Annotated in this window: 21 protein-coding genes; 11 read left to right on the top strand and 10 right to left on the bottom strand. The window is 46.5% G+C overall.

Annotation, left to right across the window (positions count from 1 at the left end; all coding sequences use genetic code 11):
• Positions 1-344: 344 nt before the first annotated feature.
• Entirely contained in the window at positions 345-1,154 is an 810-nt protein-coding gene (locus tag QUB70_RS18355) for a calcium-binding protein (RefSeq protein ID WP_332982507.1), read from the bottom strand.
• 192 nt (positions 1,155-1,346) lie between these two features.
• Between QUB70_RS18355 and QUB70_RS18350 the strand changes: the two genes are divergently transcribed.
• The 4 genes from QUB70_RS18350 (at position 1,347) to QUB70_RS18335 (ending at position 3,650) form a co-directional block, all read left to right on the top strand.
• Positions 1,347-2,327 (top strand): ABC transporter ATP-binding protein, encoded by a 981-nt coding sequence (locus QUB70_RS18350; RefSeq protein ID WP_332982505.1) that lies wholly within the window; start codon positions 1,347-1,349, stop codon positions 2,325-2,327.
• Positions 2,328-2,401: 74 nt separating this feature from the next.
• Positions 2,402-2,572: a hypothetical protein gene (locus QUB70_RS18345; protein ID WP_332982503.1), complete on the top strand. Its 171-nt coding sequence runs from the start codon at positions 2,402-2,404 to the stop codon at positions 2,570-2,572.
• Entirely contained in the window at positions 2,569-3,357 is a 789-nt protein-coding gene (locus QUB70_RS18340) for an ABC transporter permease (protein ID WP_332982501.1), read from the top strand. Before QUB70_RS18345 ends, QUB70_RS18340 begins: the two co-directional genes overlap by 4 nt.
• Positions 3,358-3,452: 95 nt before the next feature.
• Positions 3,453-3,650: a nitrite reductase (NAD(P)H) small subunit gene (locus tag QUB70_RS18335; RefSeq protein WP_332982498.1), complete on the top strand. Its 198-nt coding sequence runs from the start codon at positions 3,453-3,455 to the stop codon at positions 3,648-3,650.
• A 2-nt stretch (positions 3,651-3,652) separates the two neighbouring features.
• Here QUB70_RS18335 and QUB70_RS18330 read toward each other — a convergent pair whose 3' ends face one another.
• The gene (locus QUB70_RS18330) at positions 3,653-3,790 is read right to left on the bottom strand and encodes a hypothetical protein (protein ID WP_332982496.1); all 138 of its coding nucleotides are present in this window, start codon (positions 3,788-3,790) and stop codon (positions 3,653-3,655) included.
• A gap of 72 nt (positions 3,791-3,862) precedes the next feature.
• Here QUB70_RS18330 and QUB70_RS18325 point away from each other — a divergent pair, with 72 nt between their 5' ends.
• A complete protein-coding gene (locus QUB70_RS18325; RefSeq protein WP_332982495.1) occupies positions 3,863-5,962 on the top strand; it encodes a HEAT repeat domain-containing protein in 2,100 nt (699 codons plus the stop codon).
• A 244-nt stretch (positions 5,963-6,206) separates the two neighbouring features.
• Positions 6,207-7,172: a DNA-methyltransferase gene (locus tag QUB70_RS18320; protein WP_332982494.1), complete on the top strand. Its 966-nt coding sequence runs from the start codon at positions 6,207-6,209 to the stop codon at positions 7,170-7,172.
• Positions 7,173-7,711: 539 nt separating this feature from the next.
• Here QUB70_RS18320 and QUB70_RS18315 read toward each other — a convergent pair.
• From QUB70_RS18315 to QUB70_RS18305, 3 genes are all read right to left on the bottom strand, one after another.
• Positions 7,712-7,891, bottom strand: coding sequence for a hypothetical protein (locus QUB70_RS18315; protein ID WP_332982492.1), 180 nt, complete (start codon positions 7,889-7,891; stop codon positions 7,712-7,714).
• Positions 7,892-7,921: 30 nt separating this feature from the next.
• Positions 7,922-9,649: a pentapeptide repeat-containing protein gene (locus tag QUB70_RS18310; protein ID WP_332982489.1), complete on the bottom strand. Its 1,728-nt coding sequence runs from the start codon at positions 9,647-9,649 to the stop codon at positions 7,922-7,924.
• Positions 9,650-10,354: 705 nt separating this feature from the next.
• The gene (locus QUB70_RS18305; protein ID WP_332982487.1) at positions 10,355-10,783 is read right to left on the bottom strand and encodes a hypothetical protein; all 429 of its coding nucleotides are present in this window, start codon (positions 10,781-10,783) and stop codon (positions 10,355-10,357) included.
• A 49-nt stretch (positions 10,784-10,832) separates the two neighbouring features.
• Here QUB70_RS18305 and QUB70_RS18300 point away from each other — a divergent pair, with 49 nt between their 5' ends.
• Genes QUB70_RS18300 through QUB70_RS18290 form a run of 3 tightly spaced genes read left to right on the top strand, consistent with a single transcriptional unit; the run spans position 10,833 to position 13,025 of the window.
• A complete protein-coding gene (locus QUB70_RS18300) occupies positions 10,833-10,988 on the top strand; it encodes a hypothetical protein (RefSeq protein WP_332982484.1) in 156 nt (51 codons plus the stop codon).
• A gap of 49 nt (positions 10,989-11,037) precedes the next feature.
• Positions 11,038-12,807 carry a S8 family peptidase gene (locus QUB70_RS18295; RefSeq protein ID WP_332982482.1) on the top strand — a complete coding sequence of 590 codons (1,770 nt, stop codon included), beginning with the start codon at positions 11,038-11,040 and terminating at the stop codon, positions 12,805-12,807.
• Entirely contained in the window at positions 12,804-13,025 is a 222-nt protein-coding gene (locus QUB70_RS18290; protein ID WP_332982480.1) for a hypothetical protein, read from the top strand. The genes QUB70_RS18295 and QUB70_RS18290 overlap by 4 nt, the downstream gene beginning before the upstream one ends.
• Positions 13,026-13,887: 862 nt before the next feature.
• Here the strand turns inward: QUB70_RS18290 and QUB70_RS18285 are convergent.
• Complete coding sequence (locus QUB70_RS18285) at positions 13,888-14,676, bottom strand: SDR family oxidoreductase (RefSeq protein WP_332982477.1); 789 nt, start codon at positions 14,674-14,676, stop codon at positions 13,888-13,890.
• A gap of 213 nt (positions 14,677-14,889) precedes the next feature.
• Positions 14,890-15,795 carry a nuclear transport factor 2 family protein gene (locus QUB70_RS18280; protein WP_332982475.1) on the bottom strand — a complete coding sequence of 302 codons (906 nt, stop codon included), beginning with the start codon at positions 15,793-15,795 and terminating at the stop codon, positions 14,890-14,892.
• Between the two features lie 186 nt (positions 15,796-15,981).
• On the opposite strand from QUB70_RS18280, the gene murG reads away from it, so the two are divergent.
• Together murG and QUB70_RS18270 are read left to right on the top strand one after the other, a co-directional pair.
• Positions 15,982-17,082, top strand: a complete 1,101-nt coding sequence (gene murG, locus QUB70_RS18275) for an undecaprenyldiphospho-muramoylpentapeptide beta-N-acetylglucosaminyltransferase (protein ID WP_442927797.1) — start codon at positions 15,982-15,984, stop codon at positions 17,080-17,082.
• A gap of 76 nt (positions 17,083-17,158) precedes the next feature.
• On the top strand, positions 17,159-17,773 hold the full coding sequence (locus tag QUB70_RS18270) for a hypothetical protein (RefSeq protein ID WP_332982474.1): 615 nt from the start codon (positions 17,159-17,161) through the stop codon (positions 17,771-17,773).
• A gap of 194 nt (positions 17,774-17,967) precedes the next feature.
• On the opposite strand, the gene QUB70_RS18265 is transcribed toward QUB70_RS18270, so the two are convergent.
• From QUB70_RS18265 to QUB70_RS18255, 3 genes are all read right to left on the bottom strand, one after another.
• On the bottom strand, positions 17,968-18,417 hold the full coding sequence (locus QUB70_RS18265; RefSeq protein ID WP_332982473.1) for a Panacea domain-containing protein: 450 nt from the start codon (positions 18,415-18,417) through the stop codon (positions 17,968-17,970).
• A gap of 55 nt (positions 18,418-18,472) precedes the next feature.
• The gene (ureG, locus tag QUB70_RS18260; RefSeq protein WP_332982510.1) at positions 18,473-19,069 is read right to left on the bottom strand and encodes an urease accessory protein UreG; all 597 of its coding nucleotides are present in this window, start codon (positions 19,067-19,069) and stop codon (positions 18,473-18,475) included.
• Between the two features lie 114 nt (positions 19,070-19,183).
• Positions 19,184-19,897, bottom strand: coding sequence for an urease accessory protein UreF (locus QUB70_RS18255; RefSeq protein ID WP_332982472.1), 714 nt, complete (start codon positions 19,895-19,897; stop codon positions 19,184-19,186).
• Positions 19,898-19,945 lie beyond the last annotated feature (48 nt).

The raw sequence follows: 19,945 nt of genomic DNA, 5'->3' as shown, positions 1-19,945 counted from the left end.
TAAGGTTGCGAATTAGAGCGCTAATATTACCATGAGAAATATCTGCTACATCATCAGGTTAAAATCAACGCAGATAACTAGATATTTTGGCTTAATTATCAACAATAAATATCTCAAAGCCTTATTAGAGCGTACAGAGTCGCTAATTTAGGATGATTGCATTTACGTCATACAACCTAATTACACAAAGGCTTTAATTGTTTTTGGAGATGTCTACTAGACCTCTTGCAAAAATAATTAGGACGGGCTCTCCGGCCCATCCCACAAGAGTTATTTTTTCTTGTGGGATGGGCCGGAGAGCCCGTCCCATTAATTGATGAAAAGGATTTTTGCAAGAGGTCTACTTAAAGCAAAGAACTAGCATTAATCAAACGACCGTTTAAATCTGCTGGCGTTACATTCAATACAGTACCCAACAAAGCATTAGTAAAACCGAATCTAATATTAGTAGCTTCAACGCGGCCGTTGCCATCGGGATCGAGACTTTGCCGCGAGATCCCGCCCTTGGCTAACAAACTCGTTCCCCCCGCTATAGTTCCAGGATCTAGTAGCAGCAGTCTCGGATCGTTTAAGCTATAATTTACCTGTTCAAAAGAAATATTGCTGCTCGTAAATGCCACACTAATTCCAATCAAATCGCTAGACTTATCAAAATCCACAATTACCGCGTCAGGAACTTCAATGCCAGCTACTCTGATTCCCGCTTGATCGACTCGAAAAACAAAGACATCGCTCCCCCCACCACCTTTGTAAATATCCACATCTCTGTCGCCAATTAAAGTATCGTTGCCGTCACCGCCAACTAACAAATCAACACCTTGTCCTCCGTGCAGGAAATCATTTCCCGCACCCCCATCAAGGAAATCGCTATTTCTATCTCCTGTCAAGAAATCGTCGTCATTTTCTCCCAAAACATCGTCATCATCTTTGCCGCCGTAAATAGAATCACTGCCAACACCGCCTAACAGACTGTCTTTACCATCGTTGCCGAAAATCTTTTCTGCATCTGACGCGCCCCTGACAGTATCATTGCCGCCCAGCATCCAAACTCCCCCAGGAAAACTGGTAAGTTGTCCCGGTACAAGTGTAATATTTTCAGGAGAATTATCTCCTACCAAACGAGAGATGCCTGAATTATCTGGGGTGAGTACCATAGTTGTAAGTTTTGTGCGATGCGATCGTGGATATTTTGCAATATTCTAGAGCTTAGTAGGGTGCGCCAGAACACAGTTACTTGTTGTGCAGCGCGATCGAGCAATCGCTGGCGTACCCTACTAGACAGCTCCATCTTGGCACAAACCTGATGGATGTATCCTAGATTAAAATAAAAGTTAAAATTTGAGCCAATGCCAATTATCTTAGTTGAAGACTTGAGCAAAGTTTATCCGGTAGCGATTAAAGAACCGGGACTTAAAGGAACAGTGCGACACTTTTTTAACCGCACTTACCGCAATATCAAAGCAGTTGAGGGCGTTTCTTTTAGTATTGAACCTGGCGAAGTGGTGGGGTTTCTCGGCGCTAACGGTGCGGGCAAAACTACGACGCTGAAAATGCTGACTGGTTTGATTTATCCGTCTGCTGGTACTGTGAGAGTGTGCGATCGCACTCCTTTCCGCCGCGAAGCAGATTTTCTGCAAAGAATCACGTTAGTGATGGGGCAGAAACAGCAGTTGATTTGGGATTTGCCCGTGCTCGACTCTCTGCGAATCAATGCCGCTGTCTACGGCATTCCCGATGCAGATTATCGGCGGCGAGTCGGAGAATTGACAGAGATGCTGTCACTAGAAGGCAAGTTAAATCAGGCGGTACGAAAGCTTTCTTTAGGCGAACGCATGAAAGCTGAATTGATGGCGGCGCTGCTGCACCAGCCGGAGGTATTATTTTTAGATGAACCGACTTTAGGTTTGGATATAAACGCACAGTTTAGCGTCAGGCAATTTCTGCGGGAATATAACGAGCGCTATCAAGCAACGGTGCTGCTGACAAGTCACTACATGGCTGATATTACTGCATTGTGCAAGCGAGTTTTGTTGATCCATGAAGGTCAATTAGTTTATGATGGCAGTTTGGACGGATTGCTCGACAGGTTTGCACCTTATCGGGAAGTTCAGGTAGAATTAGCTCATCCGCTGTCAAAAGATAGCGCTTTTGGTTACGGCGAGGTAGAATCAATTGATGGAAATTCAGTACGTTTTTTGGTCAAAAGGGAAGAGCTGACGGTGAGCGTGTCGAAAATTTTGGCGGAGTTGGAAGTGATTGATTTGACTGTTACCGATCCGCCCATTGAGGAGGTAATCGGTCGAGTTTTTCGCACGGGAAAAGTGTAAGGTTTTGGATAAGCTCATTCTCTAGAACAGGCAAGATGGCTGTTCCACTATAATTATAAAGTAGAACAGGCAAGATGCCTGTTCCACTAGAGATTCAAGGTTTTTGTGGAACGGGCATCTTGCCCGTTGCTAACACGGAAAAATTGAACAGGCAAGATGCCTGTTCCACGAGAGTTTCAATGTTTTGTGGAACGGGCATCTTGCCCGTTGCTAACACGGAAAAATTAAATCTAAAATTGATATGAAAAAAATCATCAGAATTGCTAAAACTTTACTAATTACCTACTACGCTTATATGCTCGAATATCGAGCAGAATTGCTTTTATGGGTGCTGTCGGGAGCTTTGCCGTTTATCTTGATGGGCGTCTGGATGCAGGCGGCTCAAACTGGTCAATTCGGGCTGAACGCGATCGACTTTGCCCGTTATTTTTTAGCGGCTTTCATTGTGAGGCAAACCAATGTAGTTTGGGTGATTTGGGAGTTTGAAAAGGAAGTAGTGCAAGGCAGGCTATCTAATAGATTGTTGCAGCCTCTCGATCCGGTATGGCATCACTTTGCATCTCACGTTTCCGAAAGGTTTGCGAGGCTGCCCTTTGTATTCGGATTGGTGCTGCTGTTTTTTGCACTTTACCCGCAGTCTTTTTGGCTGCCGAGTTTGGGCAGGTTTTTGCTATTTTTGTTGGTTGTCGTCTTGGCTTTTTGCTTGCGGTTCTTGATACAGTATACCTTTGCGCTGTTTGCTTTTTGGCTGGAAAGGGCAAGTGCGATCGAACAGTTTTGGTTGTTATTTTATCTGTTTTTATCGGGAATAATCGCCCCCTTAGAAGTGTTTCCCGCACCAGTGCGCGAAGTAGTTTTGTGGACGCCGTTTCCTTATTTGATTCATTTTCCCGCTTCAATCTTGATAGGATTGCCCGTAGATGTAGGCCGGGGTTTGTTGGTAATGCTGGGTTGGGGTGCGGTGTTTTTTGTGTGGAATCGCTGGCTTTGGCGGCAGGGTTTGAAGCAGTATTCGGGCATGGGAGCTTAAATAATAATTAAAAATTAGAAAAGTGTAGAGTTCGTCGGCGAACAAGTGGCGATTTTCAGAGTTGGAAACGGGGATGAAGTTTATGCTTTGAGCAATTGCGATCTGTTTGGAAGGCTTTTGTGTTGTCGCGGGGGATTGTGGGCGATCGCAACGGCACTCTCAAAGTTGCTTCTCCCATTTACAAGCAAAATTTTAGCTTGGCTGCGGGCCAGTGTTTGGACGATGAAACGGTAAAAATTCCGACTTTTACGGTTCGGGTTGCAGCCGATCGCGTCCAAGTAGCTGTTAGCTAGATTTAGCGGCTTAATTGTTCGATCGCCATCCGCCAAAACCTAACATTCCTGTGGGTGGTGGCGAATTTTGCATTGGGGCGCGACCAAGTAGTTTTGGTATAAAATGGAGTCGATCGGCGACCTGCTCCAGGAAGGCTCAAAAAACTCTAAGCTAATACTGGATGTGGTTTCGGATTTTTAATGCAAACAAACTCGAAGGGCAGGATATGGGTATGTTGTTAAAAAAACTTGTTTCCGAAAATAATCCCCAGACTGTAGCAGAGTTAATCCACGCGCAACTCAAAATAGGTCAACTGACTTGGGGCGAACTCAAGACACAAATTTTCGGCCAGCACTGGCGGGACGAATCTTTTCATGAAGTCCTCAGAGAAATTGCAGCCAAGCTCGACAAAGAAACAGCGAGCGAAATTATAGAATATCTCACAGCTCAAAACGGTCAAGAAGAAAAATTTATTAATTTGTTTTTAGCAGCACAATGCCTGTTAAAAGTTAAAGATAAAGATGACGTTAATAAAACAACAGAAATAAAACTGTTAAACGCTTTCAAAAAGTTATCGCACTACGGCACGGGTTTCCTGATTCTTTATCAAAGCGCTCAAGAATTGCAGGAAACTTATCAAATTCGCTATCGATCGATCGCGGCGATCGCCCAAACTTGGAAAAACGACCCGCAAACCCTGCCCTGGCTGAAAATACTGGCTCACTCCAGCGACAGCGGCGAAGTCCGGGCCACCGCAGTCAAAGCAATAGCCCGTGGCTGGCCAGACGATCGAGAAATTTACCTGATGGTCAAAAAACTAGCCAAATTAGATAAAAGTTGGGCTGTGCGATCCACCGCAGTCCGAGAAATGGCCGCGGGTTGGCCAGACATAGAGGATACCTTGCCGCTGGTGGCTACCCTCGCTCAGTTCGATCGAAGTCCCGCTGTCCGCACCGCAGCACTCGAACAGTTGGCCTCTAATTGGCCCGATCGCGCAAATACCTTGCTGCTGCTGAGAACCGCCGCCGAATCCGACGAAAATTTGGGAGTGCGAGTCTGTGCGTGGCAAGAAATAGCCAGAGGTTGGCACAGCGTTTTAGGCACGGCGTCCCTGCTCAAAAACCTTGCCCAGACAGGAACTTCTACCCTGCGAACAGTAGCGGTGCGGGAGTTGGCCGCGGGCTGGCCCGCCGTACCCGATGTTTGCCTGCTGCTGAAAACCCTAGCTGCATCCGACAGCAGCCAAGAAGTGCGGACAGCGGCGATCGAAGAATTGGTCTCGCGCTGGCCCGGCGAACCAGACATTTACCCGCTGCTGACAACTAAAGCCGAGTCCGATACGAGTTCGACCGTCCGGCGGGCAGCGGTGCAAGCAATTGCCTCTGGCTGGCCCGGGAACCCCGAAACTCTTACTTTTTTGAAAAATATAGCATTGGGCGATCGCGACAGCGAACTGCGCGAAATAGCCCTGCAACAAATAGCCGCAGGTTGGCCCGACCATCCAGAAACCCTGCCCCTGCTGCAAAAAATAGCTGATTCCGAGGATTACTGGACTGTGCGGCAAGTAGTAGTGGAAGCTGTCGCCGCACTGCCGTCAGCCAGTCTCGAAGTCTTTGGCTGGTTGCAAAATCTCGCCGAGTCAGACAGACACCTGAACGTCCGAGAAACTGCCGTGCAGCAGATAGCAAAACGCTGGTCTCACCGTTCGGAGACGCTGCCTTTCCTCAAAAGCCTGGTCGAGTCGGAGTCAGATTCTCACCTGCTGAGCGTGCTGGTAAGGGCGATCGTGCGGGGGTGGCCCGACGACCCGGAAACCTTGCCTTGGCTGAAAATTCAGCTTGATTCTAGCGATGCGCTTGTCCGCCCGGCGGCGGTGCTTGAACTCGCTTGCAACTGGCCGGACAATCCTGAAACTTGGACGCTGCTGGAGGCTAAAGCAGAGGGCGATGAGAGTCCGGCTGTGAGACAAATGGCTTTGCAAAAATTAGCGCGGGGGGGTACAAATCAGTCTCAAACTTTCGAGTGGCTAAAAATTAGAGCTCAAAAGGATGAAGATTCGCAGGTGCGGGCGATCGCCCTGGTAGAGTTAATGCGGGGATGGAAAGACGAGCCGGGAATGTTTGAGTTTTTGCGCGATCGAACTTTGAGCGATGTTGACAGTCAAAACAGTTCTTTTCCTTACAATCCGCGATTTACAGCACTCGAAGCGATTATCGAACATTATCCCGAAAATCCGGGAGTTTTGCCTTTGCTGCGATCGCTTGCAGTTTCCGACACCGACGAGCAAGTGCGGGTGTTAGCCGGCCTCCAGCTCCGCAACCAAGACTGGTAAATAGACCTCTTGCAAAAATAACTAGGACGGGCTCTGGGGCCCATCCCACAAAATTTTTTTTTCTTGTGGAATGGGCCCCAGAGCCCGTTCCAGAATTTGATTAAAAGGATTTTTGCAAGAGGTCTAATAAAAACAATACCATTAATCTCTGAGTCGTAGCTCTCAAAAAAATTAGTGAGGTGCAATCCGTGTGTACTATAATCTATCCCTAATCGTTTGCACAGGTAGCGAGGAATAAACGAGGGTGGTCAGTTCTAATAAAGCTTTGAACATGATGCAAGTCTCCTTAGACGTTGTAGGTGATACACCACAAATTAGGGAGCAAGACTTAAAACCTTTAACACAAGGTTTTCAACTGCAATATTCACATCCTCGCGGGCAACTTTATCAAGGCAATTCAATTGATTGGCTTAAATCTATTCAGTCTGAAAGTATTAATTTGATTTTTGCAGATCCACCTTATAACATTAAGAAAGCGGATTGGGATCGCTTTGAAAATCAAGAGCAGTACATTGAATGGTCACTTCAATGGATTCGCGAAGCTTCGCGGATTCTAAAATCAACAGGATCTCTATATATTTGTGGGTTTTCTGAAATCTTAGCTGACCTAAAGCATCCAGCATCAAAGTATTTTAAGAGTTGCCGTTGGTTAATTTGGCACTATAAAAATAAAGCGAATTTAGGTAGCGATTGGGGGCGGTCGCATGAAAGCATTATTCACTTTCGTAAATCTGATTGCGTCAAACTAAATATTGACGATGTACGAATTCCCTATGGCGCACATACTTTGAAATATCCTTCACATCCGCAAGCGAAAACAAGTGCTTACGGGAAAGGAGCAACTAAGAAACACGACAACTGGACACCCAATCCAAAAGGTGCAAAGCCTAAAGATGTAATAGAGATTCCTACTACTTGTAACGGTATGGGTGAAACAACACCTCACCCCACGCAAAAACCCGAAGAGTTATTAAGGAAATTTGTTCTTGCGTCTTCTAATGAAGGGGATGTGGTTATCGATCCATTTTCAGGTTCAGGAACAACTCTCGTTGTTGCAGAACAACTAAATCGTTATTGGATGGGATGCGATCTTAATATGGAATACAACGATTGGGCATTCAGTCGTATAGAAAATGTTCGTCGTATGACAAAAAAAGAATGGATATCTCTAGATCGTAAAAATGCAGAAAGACGGGAATCTATACGATGACCTTAACAGATTTAGTCAATCATGCAACGGACAAAAAACGCTTTCAAGATATTCAGGATTATATAAATTTTTGTCAGAGCTAAGCTGTGGAGCATTTAAACCACCGGGCGGGGCCTGTAGGGTGCCACGGGTAGAACACTTACGCTTACAAGGGAAACGAGAAAGGAGCCGTGGCACCCTACAATACTATCAAGTTAAATCCATTGGATGGTGTGTATTACTGCGATATTCGACCGAATATGATTACAGACCCGTTGCTCTCACAGCACATTCAAACTATCGATCATTTTTTCTATGACGATCTTTGGAATTTGCTCATTAGACCTCTTGCAAAAGTCCTTTTCATCAAATTTTGGAACGGGCAAGATGCCCGTTCCACAAGGAAAAATGTTTTTTGTGGGATGGGCATCTTGCCCGTCCTAGTTATTTTTGCAAGAGGTCTATTAGAGACGGACAGTCCCTAGAAGAAGTAGAAATAGAAGAAGGCAAAAACGAGGAAAGTGAAGAATAGTCAAGCAAGCGCAGGCTAACAAACCGTTTCATTCCCACAAAAGAGCGATCGCAAACCGCACCGCTTCCCTCATTACCGAACAGCGATCGCGATCGGATGCCGTTTTTTCCCACCTCAGCAACTGTTCCCGAAAAGCTTGGTATTGCTTGGCCCGCTGCACGAGGCTTGCAGTTTCCGACGCAGAAGAGCAAGTGCGGGTATTAGCCAATCTCCGGCTTCAAGCGTTAACAATTAACTGTTAATAATCGATCAAAAGGGCGATCGCAAACCGCACCGCTTCCCCCATTACCGAACAGCGATCGCGATCGGATGCCGTTTTCTCCCACCTCAGCAACTGTTCCCTAAAACCCGGATCTTGCTTCGCCCGCTGGGCGATCGTTTGACCTATTACCTTTCTTTGAATCTCCTCAGTTGAAATACCTTGTTGCTTCAAATAATCCAGCAACCGCTGCACACTTTCCGTGAATTTATCCGGCGTCTGAGACATCAAAATCGACGCAATTTGACGCACCATTTGCTGGTAGATTGCCTGCCTTCTTTCCAACACCTCCTTTTGACTCGGCTTCGCCGGCGTCGTTGCTGGTGAAGCCTCCGAAGCATTATTAGCAACAGCCAGGTCGAGCAAGGCTAAAATTTCCGCCCGCTTCCCTACAACCTTTTCCAACATATCTGGATAAAGCTCCAAAATGCGATCGCCCAAAATCTTGCCATTCACCAAACGGTTCGCGCTCAGCCGCAGTAAATGTTGTTCTCCAGCAGACTCAAAAAATTGAACGTTCAACTTGAGTTCGCGGCTTTCCAACTCCACCCGACGCACCGTAAAAACCAAAGCCTCCCAATTAGGAGGTTCAGCAAAACACACCTCTACAATTGAACTATCCTCTTGATGCTGCTTACCCAATTCCCCAGACTCAAAATCCCGATCGACCGGATAGCGATTTGCCGGAATTTTGGCAGTATAATCAAACTGAGTAAAAACATATTGGCAGTCAACCTTAGACAAATCAACATCCTGAACTTGCCAATTTTGAATGCAGCAGCCCGTAAGCTGCGCCCCCTCCAAATTCGTCCGAATCAAACGCGACTCGATCAAACAAGCCTCTCTTAAATCCGCCTCTGCCAACATCGTATCCATCAAATAAGCACCGCTCAAATCAGCTTTCCGCAAATCGGCACTGCGCAAATTAGCTTCGCTCAAATCCGCCCGCAGCAAATAGACTTCTTGCAGGTCGGCCCGTAGCAAACGCGCCTTCTTAAAACTCGCTTTCAACAGATAAGAACCTGCAAGATTAGCTCGACTCAAATCAGCGTTATCGAACACCGCTTCAGTTAAATCTGCCCCAGCCAGCACGGCTCGGTGCAAGTCAGCTTCACTCAGATTTGCCGATCGCATTTGAGCGCCGTTGAGATCGGCTTCAATCAAATTTACACCAATTAAAATTGCCGATCGCAAATTCGCTTCAACAAAGTGCGCTTCCCGCAAATTAGCACCCGTTAAATTAGCACCGACAAGACTGGCGCGGTTGAGCTTTGCCTCCATTAATTCCGCCGCCATTAACTTCGCCCCGTCGAGTTTAGCCCTTTCCAAATTAATTTGATCTGATTTAACCCCGCTCAAGTCAGCACCTCCCAAATCCGCTTCAGGTAACGCCACCCAATTGAGGTCGCAGCCTTGCAAACAAGCAAGACGCAAATCCGCTTTAGCAAGATTTGCCCCGCTCAAATTCGCCCCTGCGAGATTCGCCCCTGCGAGTACCGCACTGCGGAGATCCGCGCGCCGCAAACAAGCCCCAATTAACTTGGCATTGCTCAAAAAAGACCAGCTCAAATTAGCATTGGTCAAATTAGCACCAGTGAGGTCTATTTCTCGCAGGTTGACACCGCTTAAACTAGCGCCACTGAGGTCAATGTGACTAAAGTTGCGCTCTCCCTGTTGATAGCGCTGTAAAAATTCTTGTGTTTGCATTCGGCAGGTTTGGGGGCTAGCAATTTAGCTGTTTTAGGACGCGCTGGCCAAGAACTTTAACTGTAAGGTGCGAACGGATCGCTACCGGGCTAGGCACGGGGACACTACTTCTACTACTTACTGCAAGAACTCACCTCCTCCGGGTGATCTGTGGGTACTTTACCCTATAAATGGCAGTTCAAACGATTTGTTGCGTAATACCAATTTAATGTGAAGTTGCACATATCTCGATCCCCCTAAATCCCCCTTAAGAAGGGGAGTAGGGGTTGACTTTGAGAAGAATCTTGTCCCCCCCTTATTAAGGGGGGCTAGGGGGGATCTGATTCTATGCAGCCTCATAAAAAATTGGTATAAGTTCTATTTCTACTACCAGTTTTACAGACTTTTGTAACTTAAAGCAGCAGAGTTAACATCTTATACGTTGGGAGCATCTCCTATTTGTAACAACACTTTTTCTGACTCTTTCCTTCTGACTCTTTCCTCCTGTCTCCTGCCTCAAAACTCCTATTTCTAGCTGGGTTGCTTTCATTGAGATGCTCCCTATATCCTGCCCTGCCGGAGAGTGTTTTTACCAGAAAGAATTGGTTTCAAGCCCCAACCCTTGCAGGGAGAAATTAAAAGAAGACTATTCATTACTCGAATCCTCGGACTTCCAGGTAGAGGTCGCCCTCTTGCGGTCAACTGTCAACTGTCAACTGTCAACTGTCAACTGTCAACTGAACTAAAGCGCTGCAATTCTTGCTGCAAGTGTTTTCCCCATTTAGTCGCTAGAGGAATTTCTGTAAAAGGAACCTGCACCGCAGCAGCATCTTTCAACAAAAATTCGAGGGCGATTGGACTTCCAGAATTCGGCGGCGACTCTAAATCAACTGCCTGAGAGTTGACTAACAACCGCAGCAACTGCACGTTTTTTAAAGAAAAAGTTTGCAAATTCACAGGCCCGCTGCGAGTAGGTTTTCCCCAAGTTAAACTGTCTTCTTGCTGACCGAGTACAGCATAAATATCGTATTTGGCTTTAGCGAATTGTTCGGCCCAGACGCGATACGCTTCCAGCTTTTGATACTCGTTCCATCCAGCCCAAGCCAGAGAAATAAAAATTGCCAGCAGCGGCAGCCACATTAAACCTCTTTCCATGCAATACCCTTGTTGAAAATAGTCCAGGTTCTGTTGGTCATCTTCTCTAATGATACAATTAATTGAACTCCTTAAACTTGCTCTGCAATTTAAACTAGAAATTAGAGCAATTTTCGATCGAGCAACAGCCACCGCCGAAAACTACCAAACGCCCGCGTGCGAGATATCCACAAGCTACAGCAAGGAAAACTGGCGCAGGCAGTGAAAATTGGGTTATTGTGGTGAACAAGCCTTCCCTAAACGGACGATCGGCCATGAAAAAATTTTTCCTTCTGTGCTTATTTTTAATCGGGCTCGGCTGGGCGATTTCTAATTTCCCAGGACTTGCTACTCAAGGCACTTACGACTCGATTGTGCTTGATTTCCGCGAAGATTTGGGTGCTGCCCAGATTGCGAAAGAAGTAAATGCGATCGCCCAACAGTACCAAGTCGCACCGCAACTCAACAGCGAATTCTCAGCGGGCGACAATGTATATGTAGTTAAGGGCGATCGCACTTTGCTAAACGCCCTGAGAAAATCAAATTTGGCTAAAGATACCGAATACATAGAACCAAACTACGTCTACAGCGCTTTCGAGATTCCCAACGACCCCATGTATACCAAGCAGTGGAATCTCCGCAGTATCAACGTAGAATCTGCCTGGAACGAAACCAAAGGCAGCGGCACAACAGTAGCGATAATTGATACGGGCATTACTCCAGTCGCTGACTTAAAAGAAACCAAATTTGTACCCGGCTACGACTTTGTAAACGATCGCGCCGAAGCCTACGATGACAACGGCCACGGTACTCACGTCGCAGGTACTGTCGCCCAATCAACTAACAACAATTACGGCGTTGCGGGCATCGCCTACGAAGCAGCTTTAATGCCGCTAAAAGTGTTAAGCGGCAGCGGTGGCGGCACGGTTTCCGACATTGCCGAAGCAATTAAATTTGCTGCTGACAACGGCGCAGATGTGATTAACATGAGTCTCGGCGGCGGCGGCGAAAGTCAGTTAATGGAAGAGGCGATCGACTACGCCCACTCTAAAGGCGTTGTCATCATCGCAGCCGCCGGCAACTCCGGCGACAGTTCCGCTTCCTATCCCGCCCGCTATCCCCACGTCATCGGCGTTTCCGCCCTCGGCCCCGACGACGAAAAAGCCTCTTACTCCAATTTCGGCGCAGGGGTTGACATTGCAGCCCCCGGCGGTTCTGAAATGGGCAAGATTTTACAGAGTACGATCGACCCGGAAACCGGCGCCGAAGTCTTTGAAGGCTACCAAGGCACTAGCATGGCTTCTCCCCACGTTGCAGCCGTTGCAGCCCTTGTCAAGGCTTCCGGTATCACAGAACCAGACGAAATTCGCAGCGTACTCTTGCAGTCCTCGCGAACTGTCACTGAAGATCCGTTAAACCATTTTGGTTCGGGACACCTCGACGCAGCCGCAGCAGTTCAGCTAGCCCAGCGCGGACAAATCAACTTCCGCGATTTCTTCCGCTGGCTGCGCGACAACGGCTATCTCAGCCCCCGTTTCTGGATAGACGGCGGTGCAGTCGCCCTGTTGCCTAAAATTGCAATGGTGCTCGGTTCTTACCTGCTGGCTTTCTTTATGCGGAATTATTTTCCGTTCCAGTGGACTTGGGGCTTTTCTGGCGGCTTGATGGCTGGGAGTTCTGGATTCTTTTTCCTGCGAAACTTGTTTGTATTTGACTTGCCGCAGTGGCCGATGCGGGTGATGGGCAGTTCTATTCCCGAACTCGGCAATGCAATTAATGGCAGCAGTATGCTGAATCCCTTTTTTGCTAGCGTTTTGATTCCTGGGATTTTGATTGCTTTGCTGTTGGGACATCGAGAGTGGAAGTGGATCGCGATCGCCATTTCGATCGGCTTTGCTAGCAGTTTAGCGGTGAATGCTGTTGTGTCTCCCGCAGTCTGGGGATTGGGAACTGGTTTGGTATCACAATCATTCTTGATTGTCAATGCTTTTCTGTGTTTCGGACTGGCCCGTTTAGCGATTAAAACAGAGGTGCGATCGGCATGAGTATTACTGTCAAGGGTGTAATTGAACGCAAAGGATTTGGCCCGGGCACTTGGGCTTTGGTGGGCGAAGATGGGGAAACTTACGAACTTAAGAATGCTCCTTCTGAGTTGAAAAAAGCTGATCTGAAAGTCAGCGTCAAAGGTGAAGTCCGCAAGGATGTGATGACTTTTGCTATGATCGGCCCGGTGCTTGAGGTGCAGTCTTTTGAGTTGTTGTAGGTCGATCGACTAATCCAGCTTTTGAGCAAAAAAAACCCCGGCCTTAATTGGCTGGGGTTTATTAATCAGGGTGCATCTACTAATTTAATCTCCGGCCTCACAGCACCTCTTTCAGGACACTTTGGCAGAATTTCCGAAAATTTGTGGTGAGGGCGCGCGATCGCAAAAAAAAACCCCAAACCAAAATTGGTCGGGAGTTAATTAATCAGGGTGCATCTACTAATTTAATCTCCCGCCTCACCGCACCTCTTTCAGGACACTTTGGCAGCATTTGCGAAAATTTGTGGTGAGGGCGTGCGGTCGCAAAAAAAAACCCCAAACCAAAATTGGTCGGGAGTTAATTAATCAGGGTGCATCTACTAATTTAATCTCCGGCTCGACGTGCACCTGTTCCGGATAGTTTGGGACAAGGAAAGAAAATTTGTGGTGAAAGTTCGATCGCTCAAAAAAAACCCCAGACCAAAATTGGTCGGGGGTCAATTAATCAGGGTGCATCTACTAATTAAGTCTCCGGTAGGTGGGCGCTTGTTTCGGGATGAATTTGATTTTTAACCGCTGATGGAGGCTGATTGACGCTGATTGACGCGGATATTTTTGGTTTTGGGTGCGATCGCTCAAAAAAAAACCCGGCCAAAATTGGTCGGGAGTTAATTAATCAGGGTGCATCTACTAATTTAATCTCCGGCTGGATGTGTACCTGTTCCGGATAGTTTGGCAAAATTTGGGAGGATTTGTGGTTTTGGGTGCGATCGCTCAAAAAAAAACCCGGCCAAAATTGGTCGGGAGTTAATTAATCAGGGTGCATCTACCAATTAAGCTTCCTGAGAATTCGATCGCAATCCGGACACTTACCACTAAAAACTCACAACTCTTTTCGGTGAACGAGAGTTGCGGTAGCTTGGTCTGTCGGGACTAGCAAGACTTCGCTAATATTGACGTGGGGCGATCGCGTCGCGCAAAAATACACGACATCGGCGACATCATCGGCTGTCAGAGGTGTCAATCCTTGATAAACATTTTTCGCCTTTTCTGCATCGCCGTGAAACCGGACATTGCTAAATTCTGTTTCCACTAAACCCGGTTCTATTTCCGTCACCCGAACAGGTGTTCCTAAAAGGTCTTGTTTTAACCCTTCAGAAATAGCTCTCACTGCTGCTTTGGAAGCGCAATAAACATTGCCTTTCGGATAGGTTTGGCGGCCTGCAATGGAACCAATATTCACCACATGACCCCGACCTCGATTTACCATTCCCGGGACTATGTAGCGAGTCATGTAAAGCAAGCCTTTAACATTGGTATCAATCATTTCTTCCCAATCTTGAAAGTTGCCTTCGTGCAGTTTGTCTAAACCGCGGCTCAATCCCGCATTGTTAATGAGAATATCGATCGCTTTCCAGGCATCTGGTAGTGCGTTTATGGCAGATTCAACTTGAGGACGATCGCGCACGTCCAATTCTAGCAAGTAAATCTCGTTCGCCGACGCGATGGATTTTGTTTCTACAAGTTCGTTTGCCAGTCGATCGAGCTTTTCAAGGCGGCGGGCTGCTAAAATTAGTTTGGCTCCACCTTTTCCGAATATCTTGGCACAGGCTGCTCCGATACCGCTACTCGCACCTGTAATGAAAACAATTTGATTTTGGATAGAAATCATTTTTAATAATAAGGAAGATGTATTAACCGCAGAGGGCGCAGAGAGAGGAAGGAAGAGGGAAAAACTTAGTTTTGAGTTGGTATAAAATCAAGTCGGGTCAATTAACCATAATTCTTGTAGGGGCAGGTTTATCGGGTTCTCTCATTTGTATTAGAGATTTTACTTAACCCGCCACTACAGAAATTAGTCAAATAACCCATAACACCTATTTTATTACTTGACAACCCGCAATCGCACACTAACTGTTGCAATTCCACCTTGTCGCATCAAAACTGCTGAAACCCACCGATTTTCGGGCGTAGCCGGAGCTTTACCTACTTTAAAAATTCCCCCGGAATTTAGCAACTCCAGCTCGACTTCTGAGGGATTAAAAAAGGTTTTTTCGGTAATTGGTTCCTCCAAAACAGTCCCTATTAAAATATCATTGCCGATCGGCTCTCGAACAATTGCATCAAAATGGTACTCTTGACCCACTTTAACTTGCTCCGGCAAGTTCACTTGAATTGTGGGAGGATTTTGACCCGAACTAAGCTGAGTTTGTTCTGCTAAAATCTCTTGACTAACTATTTTTTCACCTTCAAAGCGCTGCTGGGAACGGATGGTAGCTTTGAGAGTTAATTCTCTGCCATCCTTTTTTTGAGTGCCGGCAATTGTAGTTACGGTTTCTGCGAGAATCGCGCTACCTTCGGTTTTCCAAGATTCGATCTCGGTGCGGTAATTCAAAGTCGGATATCGATCCCAGAGTTGGGTGAGGGCTTTTTCCATGCTTTGGGTGTTTAAGCCGTCAGAATGAGTGAAATTCTGGCTGTAAAATGCCATGACTGCTTTGACATCGCGCCGGTTGGCCGCGGCGTCAATTTCTGTTAGCAGTTTTGTAAGTGGGGCGGGCGCATTTGCTCTTGTTTGGGCGATCGTTTGGGGAGTCGCCCCGATCGCACCAATAGCCCTGACAGCACTCGGATGCAGCACGCCAGCACTTACCACTGTTAAACATAACAACATTTGAGCGATCGACTGCCCGCCGTTAAAGCCAAAAACGATCGCCCGAGGGGCTTTTTCGTCCCGACGGCTGGAAAAATACTGAGATACACTTGGCACTAAATTCAAAAAATTACGCATTAGGTGATAATTTGGTTATTTGTCAGGAGTCGCGGCGCGGGCAACTGTTCGTCGGCAACGAAAACTGACAACAGTAAGGAAGGATACGGCACAATCTCATTTTAGATTGCTGATTGAAAATTGGCTGAAACTGCCTGAACAATAAGCATAATAATCTAAAACCTCTAATCTAAAATCGATCGACCTGTGGAACTTGTACTTGTAAAAAAAGAAACAAATACCTTGACAAAAGCCCCCCTCCGGTTGTTGGTTGCAGCTAGCGGCACTGGTGGACATTTATTTCCCGCGATCGCCACCGCTGGCCAGTTGAACGACTGTCAGATCGAATGGCTGGGAGTCCCAGACCGCATGGAAACGCAATTAGTTTCATCCCTTTACCCCATCCACACGATCGCCGTCGAAGGCTTTCAGGAGCGATTTGGACTCGGTACAGTGCGAATTTTGGGCGGACTCGCCGGCTCGATCCTTCAGGTGCGGAAGTTGCTCAAAGCGGGAAATTTTCAGGGAGTCTTTACTACCGGCGGTTACATCGCAGCACCGGCAATTCTAGCGGCCCGTTCTTTGGGTTTGCCGGTAATTCTCCACGAATCGAATGCCATTCCCGGGAAGGTGACGCGCTGGTTTAGTCCTTTGTGCACTGCTGTGGCGATCGGATTTGAAGCCGCAGCCCAGCATTTACCCCGCGCGAAAACGGTGGTTGCGGGTACTCCGGTGCGATCGCAATTCCTGACTCGCCAACCTCTAAATTTGCCAATTCCTGACAGCGTACCTGTAATTTTAGTCATGGGCGGCTCTCAAGGTGCTGTCGCAGTCAATCAGTTAGTGCGGCAGTGTGCTCCGGCTTGGTTTGATGCCGGTGCTTGGGTGGTTCACCTCACCGGAAATAATGACCCGGATGCTGAGAGTTTGAAACACGAGCAATATTTGTATATGCCATTTTACGACAATGTGGCGAGTTTGTTGCAGCGAGCAAATTTAGCAATTAGTCGATCGGGCGCTAGTGCCCTGACAGAATTAGCAGTAACTGGAGTACCTTCTATTTTAATTCCCTTTCCTCACGCCGCTGACGACCACCAAAGATTTAATGCGGAAGTATTTGCCGCATCCGGGGCCGCCGTGGTATTCCGTCAAAGCGAACTGACAGCAGATGTGTTGCAAAGCAAAGTATTGTATTTGTTAAGAGATTCCGAATATTTGGCAAAAATGTCTCAAGCTGCTTCTAAATTAGCGGTGAGAGACAGTACAGAACGTTTGGCTAATTTGGTGAGGGAATTGGTGGTGCGGTAGGGAGTGTTAGAGTAAATAGGCGATTCCCTTCGGGATAGCTTCGCTTAACGAGAATTTGTAACCAGGAGAAAGTCAAATGGCATACAGTGACTTTAATTTAGGCACAGTATTGAAAACCTTTGACTTAGCTTATTTTGAAATAGTCGAAATCTTCACTCCTGCACCAGAGTTAGAATACAGCAGATTACTGACAGAAACTTTACAAGAAAATCTGCCTGTAGCTCTCGGTAGCAATACAGAAAAATCGCGTTCGGAACTGATTATCGCGCCGATTTTAATGGAAGTGAGAAAACTTTTGCACCATCGCGTGAGCTTATTCTCTGGTATTGATTTTACTGTAGATGCTGAAAGAGGGCTGAATGGGAATTGTGATTTTTTGATAAGTCGATCGCCAGAATTGTTGATTGTAAAAGCCCCAGTCATTGCTATTGTAGAGGCTAAAAAGGAAAACATTAATTCTGGATTGGGACAGTGCATAGCTGAAATGCTAGCAGCTAAAATCTTCAACGAGCGCGAAGGCAATGAGATTGCCACAATTTATGGGGCTGTCACTACGGGAGATAGATGGAAATTCTTAAAACTCGAAGGACAAGCGATTTTTGTTGAGACAACGGAAACTTTGCTTACCAATTTGGGTAAAATTTTGGGAATTTTAGCATTGGGAATGGGCGATAGCGAACTGGGTTCCTAATTTTCACTAATATACAGCTTCACGAATTAGCCTTGATACAAGCCAGCGACTGAGAATAAAATATATACTAAAGCAGGACTGACCTGAAAAATCATGCAGTCGGCAAAGAAAATAGAGGTGACTGCTGCTCTGGCGGTAAATCAACTGTTTCTCTAGACGAAATCCTTTTCCCTTTTTCTGGGCGCTGATTTGCCTTAAACTGCTTCTTCACAATTGAGTTGAGTCTTGAAGTATTTTTGCATAGATTGATGAGTAATTGTACCGCTATTTTGAGCGGCAAGTTTCCAAGGATATTCTGCTTGCGTCATGTTGCGCAACTTCCATGCAGCAAACTGCCCAAACACACAGTAAACTTCATCAAGCATACTCTTAGTTTCGTCGTCGTAAATCGAAAAGTTTATATATTCAGGACATGGAATTGCACCAGCACCATACTTTTTATAGTGACGGTACAAATCAGGAACAACCGGCCCGTGAGTCCATGCTTCTATCGCTTCAGGAAATAGCGGTTCATCGTACAAAGCTAAATGAAAGCCTTGAGCATAATAAAGCAATTTTTGAAGCTTGAGATTAGATATCAGATCGCCAGCATCTTCACTTGCCTGAGCCAAAAAGTATTTGGCTGCATCATTACAACTCAGCATAACTTACTTGGTAATCATTAAACGGCTTATTTCCATGATACTAGATTCGATCGCCCTAAGCGACATTCATCTTCACAAAATCAACCACCGACGCTAAGCCATCCTTTGTTTTCAAGTTAGTAAAAACAAAAGGTTTCTCCCCGCGCATCTTTTTAGCATCCCGTTCCATCACGCCCAAATCTGCTCCCACAAAAGGCGCGAGGTCTATTTTATTAATTACCAATAAATCTGATTTAGTAATTCCCGGCCCGCCCTTGCGCGGAATTTTATCGCCCGCAGCGACATCGATCACGTAAATTGTCAAATCTACTAACTCCGGGCTAAATGTTGCCGCCAAATTGTCGCCACCGCTTTCGACAAACACTAAATCTAAATCAGTGAATTTGTATTCTAACTCTTCTATAGCTACTAAGTTAATCGAAGCATCTTCGCGGATAGCTGTGTGGGGACAGCCTCCCGTTTCTACGCCCAAAATTCGATCGCTCTCTAAAGCCTGACTCCGCACCAAAAACTGTGCATCTTCCTGAGTATAGATATCATTAGTAACAACAGCAATCTGGTACTGCTGCCGCAGCGCCTTGCACAAAGCATCAAGTAAAGCAGTTTTCCCCGAACCAACCGGCCCAGCAATTCCTACACGAAAAGCACTCATAATTATTTTGGTAATTGGGCATCGGGCATCGGGCATCGGGCATTGGGCATCGGGCATCGGGCATTGGGCATAGTTTTTTCCTTCTTCCTTCTTCCTTCTTCCTTCTTCCTATTTTCAACTGCGAAACAACCGACTGTACTGAGTTTCGTGCGCCATGCTAGCTAGTCCCAATCCCCAACTACAACTACCGAGGTCATCATCTTCTAATTTTAAAACTTCTTGGGCCGTACAACTAATTTGTGAGTGCAAGTCTAGCAGTAATTGTTGACCTGATGTTTGCCCGAGGGGAATCAGTTTCACGCCCGCACTTGCCAAATTTGCAGCCCAACTGTACAAATATCCTAACACGGCCGCTTCCTCTTCAATTTGCCAGTTGGCGGCGGCAATGCCAAAGCCGATCGCAAAATTGCACTGATTGCCGCCAAATTCCACCAAATCTTTTACACTTGTTGTTAACCCAAAAGCAACGGGCGATTCCCTGCGGGATAGCTTCGCTTCACGCAAATCCAGCAGCAACCTGACCAAAGTCCGCCCCATTTGCCAACTTTGCAAGCGCAACTCTTCTGTTTCCTTAGCAGCAGTCGCCCAAGCATTCCAGTAATTCAAAGCAGTCAAATCCCCTATCTGTGCCGCCCTCAAAGCCCTTACCGCCACAGCGGCTTCTACTCGAACAGCCCCGAATTGCAGCGAATTTTCTAACCAATGCCTCAAAGTAATCTCGCTGTCGATCGCACCGGTTTCTACCAGACTTTCGATTCCCTCAGAATAACTATAAGCTCCCACAGGTGCAAAAGCTAACTGCAACAAAGATAAAAGTTGATTGTTCACTGTTGTCTGTTGTCAGTTGTCAGTTTACTGTTGTTACCAATTCCCTGT

Source organism: Microcoleus sp. A003_D6 (assembly GCF_036702825.1).
Taxonomy (GTDB): Bacteria; Cyanobacteriota; Cyanobacteriia; order Cyanobacteriales; family Microcoleaceae; genus Microcoleus.
The sequence above is the reverse complement of the archived record's forward strand: the minus strand, read 5'-3'. Positions and strand labels throughout refer to the sequence as shown.

Coding starts and splice junctions, on each gene's coding strand:
- QUB70_RS18295 (WP_332982482.1), top strand. CDS start 11,038: ATGAAAAAATTTTTCCTTCTGTGCTTATTTTTAATCGGGCTCGGCTGG.
- ureG (WP_332982510.1), bottom strand. CDS start 19,069: ATGAGTGCTTTTCGTGTAGGAATTGCTGGGCCGGTTGGTTCGGGGAAA.
- QUB70_RS18345 (WP_332982503.1), top strand. CDS start 2,402: ATGCCTGTTCCACTAGAGATTCAAGGTTTTTGTGGAACGGGCATCTTG.
- QUB70_RS18290 (WP_332982480.1), top strand. CDS start 12,804: ATGAGTATTACTGTCAAGGGTGTAATTGAACGCAAAGGATTTGGCCCG.
- QUB70_RS18325 (WP_332982495.1), top strand. CDS start 3,863: ATGTTGTTAAAAAAACTTGTTTCCGAAAATAATCCCCAGACTGTAGCA.
- QUB70_RS18340 (WP_332982501.1), top strand. CDS start 2,569: ATGAAAAAAATCATCAGAATTGCTAAAACTTTACTAATTACCTACTAC.
- QUB70_RS18280 (WP_332982475.1), bottom strand. CDS start 15,795: ATGCGTAATTTTTTGAATTTAGTGCCAAGTGTATCTCAGTATTTTTCC.
- QUB70_RS18310 (WP_332982489.1), bottom strand. CDS start 9,649: ATGCAAACACAAGAATTTTTACAGCGCTATCAACAGGGAGAGCGCAAC.
- QUB70_RS18355 (WP_332982507.1), bottom strand. CDS start 1,154: ATGGTACTCACCCCAGATAATTCAGGCATCTCTCGTTTGGTAGGAGAT.
- QUB70_RS18300 (WP_332982484.1), top strand. CDS start 10,833: ATGATACAATTAATTGAACTCCTTAAACTTGCTCTGCAATTTAAACTA.
- QUB70_RS18265 (WP_332982473.1), bottom strand. CDS start 18,417: ATGCTGAGTTGTAATGATGCAGCCAAATACTTTTTGGCTCAGGCAAGT.
- QUB70_RS18305 (WP_332982487.1), bottom strand. CDS start 10,783: ATGGAAAGAGGTTTAATGTGGCTGCCGCTGCTGGCAATTTTTATTTCT.
- QUB70_RS18270 (WP_332982474.1), top strand. CDS start 17,159: ATGGCATACAGTGACTTTAATTTAGGCACAGTATTGAAAACCTTTGAC.
- QUB70_RS18285 (WP_332982477.1), bottom strand. CDS start 14,676: ATGATTTCTATCCAAAATCAAATTGTTTTCATTACAGGTGCGAGTAGC.
- QUB70_RS18350 (WP_332982505.1), top strand. CDS start 1,347: ATGCCAATTATCTTAGTTGAAGACTTGAGCAAAGTTTATCCGGTAGCG.